Raw genomic sequence first — 13,335 nt, forward strand, 5'->3', positions numbered from 1 at the left:
AGCAATCCTCGCGTGTGGGATCAGCGCAGACGCGCACCCAGGCTTTGTGTGAGTTGTTCCACCACGGCCTGCACGGCCGCTTCGATCTCGGTGTCTTCCAGCGCGCGTTCGTCATGGCCCAGGCTCAGACGCACGGCCAGGCTCTTCTCGTCCTGGGCCAGGCTGCCGGCAGCGGCTTCTTCGCCGGCCTTGAGCTTCTTGGGCCGGAACACGTCAAACAGCACGGCACTGCGCAGGATAGCACCTGCGCTGGCAGCCGTGATGGCCTGCATGATCTGGGCGTGGGTGACGGCTTCCTTGACAACGACGGCGATGTCGCGCTCGACCATCTGGTGCTTGGCCACCGGTGCGAACACCGGCACTTGGCGTGCCAGCACGGCATCAAGGGCAAGCTCGAACATCACCGGCGCCTGGGCCAGATCCCATTCCTGGCGCCACTGGGGGTGCAGCTCGCCGACAAAGCCGATGGCCTTGCCGTCCAGCAGCACGCGGGCGCAACGGCCGGGGTGCAGCGCGGGGTGCTCGGCCGCTTCAAACACCGGCTTGAGCGGTGCGAGCAGTGCCTCTACATCGCCCTTGACGTCGTAGAAATCAACCTTGGTCTCGTCGCGGCCCCATTGCAGCTGGTCAGCTGCGCCGTAGGCCAGGCCGGCCACGCGCATGGGCTGGTGGAAGCCCTTGACGGTGGTGTCGGACTCGACGACCGAGTCGTCCTTGAAGAACACGCGGCCCAGCTCGAACACGCGCACGCGCTGTGCCTTGCGGTCCACATTGAACTTGAGCACCTGCAGCAGCGAGCCCAGCAACGAAGAGCGCATCACGCTCAGGTGGCTGGCGATGGGGTTGAGCAGCTTGATGGCCTGGTTGTTGCCAGCCAGCTCCTGCTCCCACTTTTCTTCAACAAAGCTGAAGTTGATGGTTTCCTGGTAGCCCAGGCCGGCCAGCGCATGGCGCACGGCGTAGGGGCTGCGGGAGTTCTCGGCACGCAGTTTGGGCGAGATCGGCGCCAGCGGCTTGCTGGTGGGCAGATTCTCATAGCCAATCATCCGCGCGATTTCTTCAACCAGGTCTTCTTCCAAGTTGATGTCGAAGCGGAAGGTGGGCGCGGTCACGCTGATCACGCCTTCTTGCGCCACGGTGGCGGGCAGGCCCAGGCCGTTCAGCGCATCCAGACATTGCTGCTGGGTCACGGGCATGCCGATGACCTTGGCCGCACGTGCCACGCGCAGTTGCACCGTCTTGGGCGCTGGCATGTTGGGCTGCTGGTCGTCCATGGCGGCCACCTGGGTCTCAGGCGTGCCGCAGATCTCCAGCACCAGCTGGGTGATGCGCTCGATGTGCTCGGTGGTGAACTGGGGGTCCACACCGCGCTCGAAGCGGTGGCCCGCGTCGGTCGAGAAGTTGAAATGGCGCGAGCGACCGGCCACCGCCTTGGGGAACCAGAAGGCCGCTTCGATGTAGATGTTCTTGGTGTCGTCGGACACGGCGGTGGCATCGCCACCCATGATGCCAGCCAGCGACTCCAGGCCGTGCTCGTCCGCGATCACGCCGACCTTGAGGAAGTCGTCGATCGTGATGGTGTTGCCGTTGAGCAGCTTGAGCGTTTCGCCCTGCTTGCCCCAGCGCACGCTCAGGCCACAGCTGATCTTGTCCAGATCGAAGATGTGGCTGGGACGGCCCAGCTCGAACATCACATAGTTGGAGATGTCGACCAGGGGGCTGACAGCGCGTTGGCCGCAGCGGGCCAGGCGGTCCAGCATCCACTGCGGGGTCTTGACCTGGGTGTTGACGTTGCGCACGATGCGGCCGGAGAAACGGCCGCACAGGTCGGTCGCCTCGATCTTGACGGGCAGCTTGTCTTGCGAAGCCACGGCCGCAGCCGGGAAGGACAGGGCCTTGAGCGGCGTGCCGGTCAGTGCCGACAGCTCGCGAGCCACGCCGTAGACCGACAGGCAGTGCGCCAGGTTGGGCGTGAGCTTGAGGGTGAACAAGGTGTCATCGAGGTTCAGGTACTCGCGCACGTTCTGGCCCAGTGGCGCATCGGCGGGCAGCTCCAGCAGACCGCCGTGGTCGTCGGCAATGCCCAGCTCCTTGGCCGAGCACAGCATGCCAAAGCTTTGCACGCCACGCAGCTTGCCGATCTTGATCTTGAAGGGCTTGCCATCCGCGCCGGGAGGCAGCTCGGCGCCCACGGTGGCGCAAGGGATGCGGATGCCCACGCGCGCATTGGGCGCGCCGCAGACGATGTTGAGCAGCTCCGGGCCGCCCACATCGACCTGGCAGACACGCAGGCGGTCGGCATCAGGGTGTTGCACGGCTTCTTTGATCTCACCGACAACGATGCCGGTGAAGGGAGGTGCGACGGGGTCGAGCTCTTCGACCTCGAGACCCGCCATGGTCAAGGTATCGGCCAGCTCTTGGGTGGTCAGCGACGGGTTGCAGTATTGGCGCAACCAGGATTCAGGAAATTGCATAGTCGGACTCTTTGGCGTTCAGGCCTGCTGCGCCATCTTGGGCATCGGCAGGCCGGGCGTTCTTGCTTTTCAAAGGGGAGCGGGTGGCAGCACATGCTGCCGGGTGGCTGGGGATCACATTGCAGACCTGCAGCACCGCCCGCTCCGTTTTCAGGACTGGAACTGCGACAGGAAGCGGATGTCGCCGTCAAAGAACAGGCGCAGGTCATTGACGCCATAACGCAGCATGGTCAGGCGGTCAGGGCCCATGCCAAAGGCAAAGCCAATGTATTTCTCGGGGTCCAGGCCCATGTTGCGCACCACGTTGGGGTGCACCTGGCCGGCGCCCGAGACTTCCAGCCAGCGGCCGGCCAGCGGTCCGCTTTGGAACTGGATGTCGATCTCGGCCGAGGGTTCGGTGAACGGGAAGAAGCTGGGGCGGAAGCGCAGCACCAGGTCATCCTGCTCGAAGAAGGTCTTGCAGAAGTCGGTGAACACGACCTTGAGGTCCTTGAAGCTCACGTTCTCACCGATCCACAGGCCTTCGCACTGGTGGAACATCGGCGAGTGGGTGGCGTCCGAATCCACGCGGTAGGTGCGGCCCGGCGCGATCACGCGAATCTCGGGCATGGTCTGGCCGGCGTCGATCAGGTTGCGGTAGCGCTTGACGTGCTGGACCGCATGGCGCACCTGCATCGGGCTGGTGTGCGTGCGCAGCAGGTTGGGCGCGTGCTGCGTGCCGCCTTCCACATAGAAGGTGTCGTGCATGGAACGCGCGGGATGGTCTTCCGGCGTGTTGAGTGCGGTGAAGTTGAACCAGTCGGATTCGATCTCGGGGCCTTCGGCCACATCGAAGCCCATGGAGCCGAAGATGCCTTCGATGCGCTCCATCGTGATGGACACGGGGTGCAGACCACCGCTGCCGCGACGGCGGCCGGGCAGGCTCACATCCAGCACTTCGGCCTTGAGGTGGGCTTGCAGCTCGGCATCGGCCAGCGCCTTGCGGCGTGCCGTCAAGGCCGCCTCAATCGCCTGCTTGGCCACGTTGATGGCGGCACCGCGCGATTTTTTCTCTTCGACGGAAAGCTGCGCCATGCCCTTCATGAGCTCGGTCATCTTGCCCGACTTGCCCAGAAACTGCGCCTTGGCGTTTTCCAGATCAGCGGGGGTATGGGCCTGCGCAAACAACTGTTGCGCGCTTTCGACCAGAGAATCCAACTCGTTCATATCGACTCTTATCGACTTAGGTGCCGGGCCGCCAAAAGCAGCCTGGCGATAAAAAAACAAGGGCTAGCGCCTTTTCAAGCCCTAGCCCTTGCTGTGTGTGCACCAGCAGCTACTAAATCAACAGTAACTACCGATCGTGACCTTAGGCAGCCAGCTTGGCCTTGACTTGGTCGACGATAGCTGCAAAAGCAGCCTTGTCGTGCACGGCGATATCGGCCAGCATCTTGCGGTCGATTTCAATGGCAGCCTTCTTCAGGCCGTTGGCGAACTGGCTGTAGGTCAGGCCCAGTTCACGGGAAGCGGCATTGATACGGGCGATCCACAGTTGGCGGAACACGCGCTTCTTGGTACGACGGTCACGGTAGGCGTACTGGCCTGCCTTCATTACCGCTTGCTTAGCAACGCGGAAGACGTTACCACGGCGACCACGGAAACCCTTAGCGAGGGCCAGAACTTTTTTGTGACGGGCGCGTGCCGTTACACCACGTTTGACGCGAGGCATGTGTTTTCTCCTAGTTCGTCAGTGAATTACAGGCCCATGCCGGGCAACATTTGTGCGACGTGACCCATGTTGGTCTCATGCACAGCGGTTGCACCACGCAGATGGCGCTTGTTCTTGGTGGTCTTCTTGGTCAAGATGTGACGCTTGAAGGCTTGACCGCGCTTGACGGTGCCACCTGGACGAACGCGAAAACGCTTCTTCGCGCTGCTTTTGGTCTTCATTTTGGGCATGTGAATGCTCCTTATGTTTGTGCTCGTGAGGCGTTCCATCGCCATGATGGAACTTGTTATGGCCCCGAGCCACTTTTGTGACAGACCTAGATCAGATCTACTCTATCAATGCGCAGAGTGTTGACGGCACCCAGCTGAGGCACCAGGGCCGAAACCCCGGACTCAGGCAAGCACTGCTGCTACCCTGCTAAAAACCGAAAGCGGCCTAAGCCGCTTGTCGGTAATCCGGTATTCTAACCGCTTCTTTAAGCTGTGGCTACTGGGGAGGAATTACCCTCCACCGGCTTGCCAGCAGCAGCGCCACCGGGCTTCTTGCGCGCCGGAGCGATCATCATGATCATCTGGCGGCCTTCCAGCTTGGGGAACTGCTCGACCTGGATCAGGTCGGCCAGCTCGTCGCGGATGCGGTTGAGCAGGTCCATGCCCAGGTTCTGGTGGGTGATTTCACGACCACGGAAGCGCAGGGTCACCTTGACCTTGTCGCCTTCAGCCAGGAAGCGCTTGATGTTGCGCATCTTGACGTTGTAGTCGCCATCATCAGTACCAGGACGGAACTTGATTTCCTTGATTTCGATGACGGTTTGCTTGGCCTTGGCCTCGGCCGCCTTCTTCTGCTCCAGATACTTGAACTTGCCGTAGTCCATCAGGCGGCAAACCGGAGGCGTGGCCGTGGCGACGATCTCGACCAGGTCAACGTCCAGCTCTCCGGCCATGCGCAGCGCTTCCATCAGCGGCACGATGCCCAGGGGTTCATTATCAGGACCGGACAGACGCACTTCTTGTGCCTGAATCTCACGATTCAGGCGGTGTTTGCGTTCTTCGCGGTGGCGGCGATCACGGAATTCAGTAGCTATGGCTTTCACCCTAAAAATTTAAAAGCTACGACAGCGTAGCTGCTATTTATGCAGTCCACGCTGTCCAAAGCTTTTCAGCGCCTGGGTAGGCTTGTTAGGCTTTAGCGGCGATGTCCTGGGCAATCAGTTCGACGAATGCATCAACGGACATCACACCGAGGTCTTTACCGCCCCGGGCGCGCACTGCTACGGCTCCGGCTGCCTTTTCCTTGTCGCCGGCGACAAGAATATAGGGCAGCTTTTGCAACGAATGCTCCCGTATTTTATACGTAATCTTCTCGTTGCGCAGATCGGTAACCACACGCAGCCCTTGGAACGGCAAGGCCTTACGCAGTTTGTCGGCCACTTCCTGCACGTAGGCGCCTTGCGCGTCGGTGATGTTGAGCACCGCGATTTGCGTGGGCGCCAGCCAGGCGGGCAGCGCGCCAGCGTGCTGCTCGATCAGGATGCCGATGAAGCGCTCCAGCGATCCCACGATCGCACGGTGCAGCATGATCGGGCGGTGGCGCTCGCCGTCTTCGCCGACGAACTCGGCATCGAGGCGCTCGGGCAGGTTCGGGTCGACCTGGATGGTGCCGCACTGCCATTCACGGCCCAGTGCGTCCTTCAGGGTGTACTCGATCTTGGGGCCGTAGAAGGCGCCCTCACCCGGCAGGTATTCAAACTCGCAACCCGAGGCACGCAGGCCTTCGGCCAGCGCTGCTTCGGCCGCATCCCAGCTCTCGTCGGTGCCGATGCGCTTTTCAGGGCGGGTCGACAGGCGGTAGAGGATGTTGGTAAAGCCAAAGTCGGCATAGACCTTTTGCAGCAGCGCGGTGAACGCGGTCACCTCGGCCTGGATCTGCTCGGGCAGGCAGAAGATGTGGCCGTCATCCTGCGTGAAGGCACGCACGCGCATGATGCCGTGCAGCGAGCCGGTGGGCTCATTGCGGTGGCAGGCGCCGAACTCACCAAAGCGCAGTGGCAGATCGCGGTAGCTCTTGATGCCTTGTTTGTAGATGAGGATGTGGCCGGGGCAGTTCATCGGCTTGAGTGCGTACTCGCGCTTTTCCGACTCGGTCGTGAACATGTTCTCGCGGTACTTGTCCCAGTGGCCGGTCTTCTCCCACAGTGTCTTGTCCAGGATCTGCGGGCCCTTCACCTCCTGGTAGCCGTTGTCGCGGTACACCTTGCGCATGTACTGCTCCACCTCTTGCCAGATCGACCAGCCCTTGGGGTGCCAGAACACGGTGCCAGGCGAGTGCTCGTCGATGTGGAACAGGTCGAGTTCGCGGCCCAGCTTGCGGTGGTCGCGCTTTTCGGCCTCTTCCAGCATCGTCAGGTACTGCTGCAGATCGTCCTTGCTGGCCCAGGCCGTGCCGTAGATGCGTTGCAGCATCTCGTTGTTGTGGTCGCCGCGCCAGTAGGCGCCCGCCACCTTCATCAGCTTGAAGTGCTTGAGCTTGCCGGTGCTGGGCACGTGGGGGCCACGGCACAGGTCTTCGAACGCGCCTTCGCGGTACAGGCTCACATCTTCATTGCTGGGGATGGAGGCAATGATCTCGGCCTTGTAGTTCTCACCCAGTCCCTTGAAGTAGGCCACGGCTTCGTCACGCGGCAGCACGCGGCGCACAACGGCCTCGTCCTTGTTGGCCAGCTCGGTCATGCGCTTTTCAATCGCCACCAGGTCTTCGGGTGTGAAGGGGCGCTTGTAGGCGAAGTCGTAGTAGAAACCGTTGTCGATCACCGGACCGATGGTCACCTGGGCTTCAGGGAACAGTTCCTTGACGGCGTAGGCCAGCAAGTGGGCGGTGGAGTGGCGGATCACTTCCAGGCCGTCAGCGTCCTTGGCCGTCACGATGGACAGCGGCATGTCGCGGTCGATGACAAAGCTGGTGTCCACCACCTTGGCGTTGTCGCCCAGACCCACCTTGCCAGCCAGCGCGGCCTTGGCCAGGCCGGCGCCAATCGATGCAGCGACCTCGGCCACCGACACGGGGCCCGGATAGTCGCGCTTGGAGCCATCGGGAAGCGTAATTTGAACCATGAGAAATCCTAAATAATCGTGCTGTACAGAGCCGCGCTGCCCAGAAAAGCAAAAAGCGCGGAGCTTGTCCGCGCTTTGGTGTGAGGAGACGAAATCGTCGTACAGGCGCGAACCACCGGCCTTATTGGCCAGTCAAACCCCAAGTGGTTGTAGTTCGCGGTGTCATAACCGATGTTGCCTTTCTCGCTCTTACCAGTGGATGAAATCTAAAACGACTGTCATTTTCCCACATTCTGATGCAATCTGCTGGTCTTCCCGCAATCCAGTCGCCAACAGGCTTGCCATAATCAAAACGATAGCAGACCTTGACGATTAGATATGCCCTATCGCTACGCCCGATCTGTTGGAATGTCCGCCTGCCTGGCTGCGTTATTGCTGCAAGGGGGCTGCTCCAGCACCCCTCCCACCCGTGGCAAAGTCCCCGAACGCGATATGCAGGCCCAGGAATGGGGCCAGTCCGATGTGAACCGCATGGCCACCTTGAGCATGCGCGCCAATCTGCAAAGCCTGTATGTGTTGATGGACAAGCTCTACCGCCGCAATCCGCAGGAATGGCGCAAGGGCGGTTTTGACAACCGCGAAGCGGCTATGAAGGCGGTGCGCGAGGCGATAGAAAACCAGCAACCCTGGCCGGATCTATTGGATCAGCGCGACATTGCCGGCATGAGCATGGCCCTGGCGCCCGAATTTGCCGGCGACCGGGTCGCCGCCTTCACCTGGGCCACGGCCGACATGCTGATCACCGCCTACGGCGGCCGCACCACCTTCTACTTGATCCATGGGCTCGATGCCCAGTCGGTCTACAACGCCTCGCGCAATCTGGAGATTGCCAACTGGATGCTCACCCACCGCAAACTGGGCAATGGCCAGGCCATGCTGCTGAGCAATGAGCTCAATGCCAACGAACGCAACCTGAGCTTTGAGCGCGAATTTGGCAAGATGATTGCCCGCAATGACCTGATGGCCGATGTCGTGTCCGAGAAATACCGGCGCGCGGTGATTGGCTATGTGCAGGGTCTGGCCGGCGGCAGCCTGCTGCAGTTCCTGCCGGTGCAAGCGGTGGCGCATTAACGGCACCCACCGCCCCCCCCTGCTTTCCCCAACCAGTTGATTCAGCGCGCAGGCAGCGGCAAATGCAGGCTGCGCTTGAGCGTGGCCAGCGCGATCGAAGTGTTGAAGCGCTGGATATTCTGGTCGCCATCAAACAGCCGCTGGGTGATGGCCTGGTACTCCTGCATGTCGCGGGCCGTCACCACCAGCAGGTAATCGGTCTGGCCGGTGACCATATAGCACTGCTGCACGGCGGGCTCGGCCGCCACCCGGGCACGAAAGCCCAGGGTCAGCGCATCCAGCTCATTGACCAGTTGCACCTCGATAAAGATGGTCAGCGGCCGGCCCACGGCTTCCGGGTTGAGCAAGGCGGTATTGGCGGCGATGACCCCGCTGTCCTGCAAGCGGCGAATGCGGCGCTGCACGGCAGCGGGCGACAGGTTCACCTGCTCGGCCACCTCGCGCTGGGGCCGCAGGTTGTCGCGCTGCAGGATGGCCAGAATGGCCAGGTCGAAGACATCGAGTTCAACATTCATCGCAAGGGCCTGGAGGAGAAGCGCACAGCAAGAGCGAAACTTGCATTTGGCACCGATTTTTCGAGCAATTTACTTCGCTCAGCTGCAATATTATCTCGGCCATGCAAGATTCTCTCTGGCAGCGCCTGCTGCCCTCCTTGGCGGTGTTGGGCTCAGTCAGTGCGCTGTGCCTGGGCACCAGCTTTGCCAAACACCTGTTCCCGGTCGTCGGCGCCCAGGGCACCACCGCCTTGCGCGTGGGCTTTTCCGCGCTGTTGCTGCTGCTTATCTGGCGCCCCTGGCGCTTTGGGCCCACCAAGGCGCACCTGGGGCAGATTGCGATCTTTGGCGTGGTGCTGGGCCTGATGAACCTGCTGTTCTACATGGCCATCAAGCGCCTGCCCTTTGGCGTGACGGTGGCCATCGAGTTTGTCGGCCCGCTGTCGGTGGCGGTCTGGACCTCGCGCCGCGTGCTGGACCTGGTCTGGCTGGGGCTGGCTGCGCTGGGCCTGTTCCTGCTGCTGGTACTGCCGATGTTTGGCGTACAGACCGCCGCGCTCGATCCGGTGGGCCTGTGCTTTGCGATCATGGCCTCGGCCTGCTGGGCCGGCTATATCGTGCTGGGCAAGCGCGCCGGCCATATGCATGGCGGCATGGTGGTGTCGCTGGCGCTGCTGACTGCCGCCATCGTGGTGGTGCCCTTTGGCATTGCCGAGGCGGGCGCCAAGCTGCTGCAACCCTCCATCCTGCTCTATGGGCTGGCGGTAGCCGCCGTCTCCAGCGCCATTCCCTACAACTTGGAGATGTTTGCACTCAAACGCCTGAGCTCGGGCGCCTTCTCCACCATGCTCGCAACCGAGCCCGCCATTGCCGCCATCGCCGGCATGCTGGTGTTGGGCGAGCTGCTGACCGCCACCCAGTGGTCCGCCATTGGCCTGATCATGGTGGCCGCAATGGGTAGCGCGCTGACGGCCAAGCCTTCTGCACCGCCGCAGGCCGCAGCACCCAAACCGGAGGGGCAGGCCGTCGCCTGATTGCAGCCCCAACCGGCCATGCAAAAAGCGCCTGCCGCAGAGACGGCAAGCGCTTTTTTATGCGTACGTGGCAGAAGGCTTAGTTCTCGCCCGCCCACTCCACCTTGGCGCCCAGGCTCTGCAGGTTCTCTACAAAGCGCGGATGTGCGCGCTTGATGGGCGCGGCATTGCGGATCTCGGAGCGGCCTTCGATGCTGGCGGCCACCATGAACAAGGCAATCGCCACGCGGATGATGTAGGGGCTCTCCACGACAGCAGGGCTCAGCGGGTTGCCACCCAGGGTGACGATGCGGTGCGGATCGGACGAGAACACATGGGCGCCGAACTTGGACAGCTCACCCGTCCAACCCAGCGCGCCATCATAGACCTTGTTCCAGAACATCGCATTGCCTTCGGCACGCACGCCCAGCGCGATGAAGATCGGCAGCAGATCGACCGGGAAATAAGGCCAGGGCGCGGCCTCGACCTTGGTAAGCACATTGCGGGTAAACGGCGTCTCGACCTTGAGCGGGCCCTTGCGGATGGCACGCGACCAGCCGTCCTTGTGTTCGATCTGCACGCCAAACTTGGCAAAGGTGCGGTCGATCAGCGGGAAGTTGTCGGGCGTGCGGTTGCGCACCTGCACATCGCCGCCGGTGATCGCGCCCAGCGCCAGGAAGGTGGTGATCTCGTGGAAGTCTTCCTCGAAGTGGAACTCGCCGCCGCCCAGTTGCTCGACGCCATGCACCGTCAGGCGCGAGGTGCCGATGCCCTCGATCTTGGCGCCCAGCATCACCATAAAGCGGCAGAACTCCTGCACATGCGGCTCGCAGGCGGCATTGGTCAGCACCGAGCTGCCCTTGCCGGTAGCGGCGCACAGCACAAAGTTCTCGGTGGTGGTGACCGAGGCGTAGTCCAGCCAGTGCTGGGTGGCCTGCAGCGGGCCATCGCAGCGCACGATCAGCGAACCCTCGCCATGCTCCACCCGGCCGCCAAAGCGGCGGAACACCTCGATATGCGGATCGATCTCGCGCACACCCAGGGTGCAGCCCTTGACGTTGTCCTCCAGCCGCGCCACGCCAAAGCGGGCCAGCAGCGGCGGCACCAGCATGATGGACGAGCGCATCTCCTCGGGCAGGTGGTGCTTGCAGGCATCAAAGTGGGTATCGCGGTGGTGCAGCTTGAGCACGCCGCTGGCGTAGTCCATCTGCACGCTGGAGCCGAGCTTGCCGAAGATGTCCAGGATCTTGCGCACATCGGTGATGTCCGGAACGCCATGGAGCACCAGAGGCTGCGCCGTCAACAACGTGGCGCACAGCACAGGCAAAACGGCATTCTTGTTGGACGAGGGAATGATGCGGCCCTGCAAAGGGGTGCCGCCGTGCACGATGAGTTTGGACATGGATGGGGGGAGGTCGCGAATTCTTGAGTGGCCCGGGGCAGTGTGCGCTATCCGGGCTGACCCTGCATGTTACAGCGTCAAAAACAACAAAAGGCACTCGGTGGGAGTGCCTTTTGTAAATACCCGTCAACAAAATATGCGGGATGCTGCTAGGCCCTGCTAGGGCAGCTTGCTAGCCGATCAGAACGCGGGAACCACGGCGCCCTTGTACTTTTCCAGGATGAATTTCTTCACATCGTCGCCATGCAGCGCGCGGGTCAGCTTGGCAATCGCCTCGTCATTGGCGCGGTCAGCACGGGCGGCAATGATGTTGGTGTAGGGCGAATCAGCACCTTCGATGAACAGCGCATCCTTGGTGGGGTTGAGCTTGGCTTCGATCGCATAGTTGGTGTTGATCAGGGCCAGATCCACATCACCCAGCGCGCGTGGCAGCAAAGGCGCTTCCAATTCCTTGAACTTCAGCTTCTTGGGGTTCTTGGCGATGTCCAGCGGGGTGGAGGTCAGCTTGGAGGCGTCCTTGAGCTCGATCAGACCGTGCTTTTGCAGCAGCAGCAAGGCGCGGCCGCCGTTGGAGGGGTCATTGGGGATGGCCACGGTGGCGCCGTCCTTCAAGTCCTTGATGTTCTTGATCTTGCTGGAGTAGGCGCCAAAGGGCTCCACATGCACCTTGCCATTGGGCACTTGCACCAGCGAGCTCTTGCGGTCCTTGTTGTAGCTGTCCAGGTAAGGCTGGTGCTGGAAGAAGTTGGCATCGAGCTGCTTGTCTTCCACGGCCGCGTTAGGCTGGATGTAGTCGCTGAACTCGCGCACTTGCAGATCCACACCTTCAGCCTTCAGCTTGGGCTTGATGAAATTCAGAATCTCGGCATGTGGCACCGGCGAGGCCGCCACTTTCAGCACTACATCTGCCGCATGGGCAGACACGGCCAGGGCCGCAATAGCAAGAACAGAAAGCGTTTTTTTGAACATGGTGTTTTTGACAAATGAGAAAGACCAGCCCCGGCAACTACTTGGATTTCTCTTGATGGGACTGAACCAAGATGGTGCAAGTCTAGCCTTATTTGGCATATCACTCAAAGAAAATAAAGAGATTTGGTTATAAAGAATTTGATCTTAATACCCGCTCGCTACAGTCTGCGGGCTTGAAGAGCGGGCTATGCTTGCGCCCATGTCTACCCCGTTTGACCCCGATCAGCTGCTGCGCCTGCTCACCACGACGATGCCCTTTGGCAAGTACCAGGGCCGCGCCATTGCCGACCTGCCTGGCAACTACCTGAACTGGTTTGCCCGTGAAGGCTTTCCCAAAGGCGATCTGGGCCGGCTGCTGGCACTGATGCACGAGATCGACCACAACGGCCTGGGCGAGTTGCTGCGCCCGCTGCGCGCCAGCCTGCAAGCGAGCGGGCAGCCAGTTGGGCAACCCCTGCGCCCATAAAAAAACCCGCAGGCTGCAAGCAGCTGCGGGTGGGTTCAGGCCATTGCGGCGCTGATTATTTGACGGCGGAGCGGGCTGCGTCGGCCTTAGCCTTGGCTTCATCGGCCTGCTTTTGCAGCGCGGCGGCTTCGGATTCTGCCTTCTTGGCTTCCGCTTCCTTAGCGGCGGCTTCTTCCTTGCCCTTGTCACCGCCCATGGCGCCTGCCATGGCACTGCCGGCCATCGTGCCAGCAACGGCGCCCACGGCGGCTGCGCCCATGGTGCCCATCATGCCGGAGCCTCCTGCGGCAGGGGCCGCTGCAGCAGGGGCAGCAGCTGCTGCTGGAGCGGCCGCAGGTGCAGCGGCGGCTGGCGTCGCAGGCTTGGCTGCCGGCGCTGGTGCTGCCTTTTGCGTAGCTGCTGGGCGCTTGACACCGCCACCCATGCGCTTGGCGTGGGCCAGGCCTGGCAGAACCAGACCGGCAATGGTCAAAGCAAGAACGGATGCAGAGGTGCGAAAAGAGGGGTTCACAACGAATTTCCAGATAAAAGGCCAGGGCTGCAGGCGTGGTGCCTGCGTGCCTACCATGGGTACATAAGGGGAAACGCTGCAAATTCAAGTGCTTGGCAGCACGGCTTGCAGCGGTAT

13 protein-coding genes are annotated in these 13,335 nt (G+C 61.8%); 3 read left to right on the top strand and 10 right to left on the bottom strand.

All coding sequences use genetic code 11. The features are described 5' to 3' along the window. Nucleotides 1–20: 20 nt before the first annotated feature. From pheT to thrS, 6 genes are all read right to left on the bottom strand, one after another. Complete coding sequence (gene pheT / locus EDF71_RS00650) at nt 21–2,474, bottom strand: phenylalanine--tRNA ligase subunit beta (RefSeq protein ID WP_133854710.1); 2,454 nt, start codon at nt 2,472–2,474, stop codon at nt 21–23. A gap of 150 nt (nt 2,475–2,624) precedes the next feature. Then, nucleotides 2,625–3,680, bottom strand: a complete 1,056-nt coding sequence (gene pheS / locus EDF71_RS00655) for a phenylalanine--tRNA ligase subunit alpha (RefSeq protein WP_021025156.1) — start codon at nt 3,678–3,680, stop codon at nt 2,625–2,627. Between the two features lie 142 nt (nt 3,681–3,822). After that, nucleotides 3,823–4,182 (bottom strand): 50S ribosomal protein L20, encoded by a 360-nt coding sequence (gene rplT / locus EDF71_RS00660; protein WP_021025157.1) that lies wholly within the window; start codon nt 4,180–4,182, stop codon nt 3,823–3,825. 26 nt (nt 4,183–4,208) lie between these two features. After that, nucleotides 4,209–4,412: a 50S ribosomal protein L35 gene (gene rpmI / locus EDF71_RS00665; protein ID WP_133854711.1), complete on the bottom strand. Its 204-nt coding sequence runs from the start codon at nt 4,410–4,412 to the stop codon at nt 4,209–4,211. A gap of 245 nt (nt 4,413–4,657) precedes the next feature. Further along, nucleotides 4,658–5,275, bottom strand: a complete 618-nt coding sequence (gene infC, locus EDF71_RS00670; RefSeq protein WP_133854712.1) for a translation initiation factor IF-3 — start codon at nt 5,273–5,275, stop codon at nt 4,658–4,660. Nucleotides 5,276–5,360: 85 nt separating this feature from the next. Next, nucleotides 5,361–7,292 (bottom strand): threonine--tRNA ligase, encoded by a 1,932-nt coding sequence (thrS, locus tag EDF71_RS00675; protein WP_133854713.1) that lies wholly within the window; start codon nt 7,290–7,292, stop codon nt 5,361–5,363. A 348-nt stretch (nt 7,293–7,640) separates the two neighbouring features. Between thrS and EDF71_RS00680 the strand changes: the two genes are divergently transcribed. Further along, a complete protein-coding gene (locus EDF71_RS00680) occupies nt 7,641–8,363 on the top strand; it encodes a hypothetical protein (RefSeq protein ID WP_133854997.1) in 723 nt (240 codons plus the stop codon). 41 nt (nt 8,364–8,404) lie between these two features. On the opposite strand, the gene EDF71_RS00685 is transcribed toward EDF71_RS00680, so the two are convergent. After that, nucleotides 8,405–8,878: an Lrp/AsnC family transcriptional regulator gene (locus tag EDF71_RS00685; RefSeq protein ID WP_133854714.1), complete on the bottom strand. Its 474-nt coding sequence runs from the start codon at nt 8,876–8,878 to the stop codon at nt 8,405–8,407. Nucleotides 8,879–8,979: 101 nt separating this feature from the next. Here EDF71_RS00685 and EDF71_RS00690 point away from each other — a divergent pair, with 101 nt between their 5' ends. Then, a complete protein-coding gene (locus EDF71_RS00690; protein ID WP_133854715.1) occupies nt 8,980–9,891 on the top strand; it encodes a DMT family transporter in 912 nt (303 codons plus the stop codon). Between the two features lie 79 nt (nt 9,892–9,970). Here EDF71_RS00690 and EDF71_RS00695 read toward each other — a convergent pair whose 3' ends face one another. Together EDF71_RS00695 and EDF71_RS00700 are read right to left on the bottom strand one after the other, a co-directional pair. Continuing rightward, nucleotides 9,971–11,272: a UDP-N-acetylglucosamine 1-carboxyvinyltransferase gene (locus EDF71_RS00695; RefSeq protein ID WP_133854716.1), complete on the bottom strand. Its 1,302-nt coding sequence runs from the start codon at nt 11,270–11,272 to the stop codon at nt 9,971–9,973. A 180-nt stretch (nt 11,273–11,452) separates the two neighbouring features. After that, on the bottom strand, nt 11,453–12,241 hold the full coding sequence (locus EDF71_RS00700; RefSeq protein WP_021025165.1) for a MetQ/NlpA family ABC transporter substrate-binding protein: 789 nt from the start codon (nt 12,239–12,241) through the stop codon (nt 11,453–11,455). 199 nt (nt 12,242–12,440) lie between these two features. Between EDF71_RS00700 and EDF71_RS00705 the strand changes: the two genes are divergently transcribed. Further along, nucleotides 12,441–12,707, top strand: a complete 267-nt coding sequence (locus EDF71_RS00705) for a DUF3820 family protein (RefSeq protein WP_133854717.1) — start codon at nt 12,441–12,443, stop codon at nt 12,705–12,707. Nucleotides 12,708–12,762: 55 nt separating this feature from the next. Here EDF71_RS00705 and EDF71_RS00710 read toward each other — a convergent pair whose 3' ends face one another. Further along, nucleotides 12,763–13,218 carry an ABC transporter substrate-binding protein gene (locus EDF71_RS00710; RefSeq protein ID WP_133854718.1) on the bottom strand — a complete coding sequence of 152 codons (456 nt, stop codon included), beginning with the start codon at nt 13,216–13,218 and terminating at the stop codon, nt 12,763–12,765. Between the last annotated feature and the right edge of the window lie 117 nt (nt 13,219–13,335).

The sequence above is a fragment of the Comamonas sp. JUb58 genome, assembly GCF_004364775.1.
Classification (GTDB): domain Bacteria; phylum Pseudomonadota; class Gammaproteobacteria; order Burkholderiales; family Burkholderiaceae_C; genus Comamonas.

What these genes read in the sequence shown, in the direction of transcription:
- pheT (WP_133854710.1), bottom strand. Translation starts at nt 2,474, where the DNA reads ATGCAATTTCCTGAATCCTGGTTGCGCCAATACTGCAACCCGTCGCTG.
- pheS (WP_021025156.1), bottom strand. Translation starts at nt 3,680, where the DNA reads ATGAACGAGTTGGATTCTCTGGTCGAAAGCGCGCAACAGTTGTTTGCG.
- rplT (WP_021025157.1), bottom strand. Translation starts at nt 4,182, where the DNA reads ATGCCTCGCGTCAAACGTGGTGTAACGGCACGCGCCCGTCACAAAAAA.
- rpmI (WP_133854711.1), bottom strand. Translation starts at nt 4,412, where the DNA reads ATGCCCAAAATGAAGACCAAAAGCAGCGCGAAGAAGCGTTTTCGCGTT.
- thrS (WP_133854713.1), bottom strand. Translation starts at nt 7,292, where the DNA reads ATGGTTCAAATTACGCTTCCCGATGGCTCCAAGCGCGACTATCCGGGC.
- EDF71_RS00680 (WP_133854997.1), top strand. Translation starts at nt 7,641, where the DNA reads ATGTCCGCCTGCCTGGCTGCGTTATTGCTGCAAGGGGGCTGCTCCAGC.
- EDF71_RS00685 (WP_133854714.1), bottom strand. Translation starts at nt 8,878, where the DNA reads ATGAATGTTGAACTCGATGTCTTCGACCTGGCCATTCTGGCCATCCTG.
- EDF71_RS00690 (WP_133854715.1), top strand. Translation starts at nt 8,980, where the DNA reads ATGCAAGATTCTCTCTGGCAGCGCCTGCTGCCCTCCTTGGCGGTGTTG.
- EDF71_RS00695 (WP_133854716.1), bottom strand. Translation starts at nt 11,272, where the DNA reads ATGTCCAAACTCATCGTGCACGGCGGCACCCCTTTGCAGGGCCGCATC.
- EDF71_RS00700 (WP_021025165.1), bottom strand. Translation starts at nt 12,241, where the DNA reads ATGTTCAAAAAAACGCTTTCTGTTCTTGCTATTGCGGCCCTGGCCGTG.
- EDF71_RS00705 (WP_133854717.1), top strand. Translation starts at nt 12,441, where the DNA reads ATGTCTACCCCGTTTGACCCCGATCAGCTGCTGCGCCTGCTCACCACG.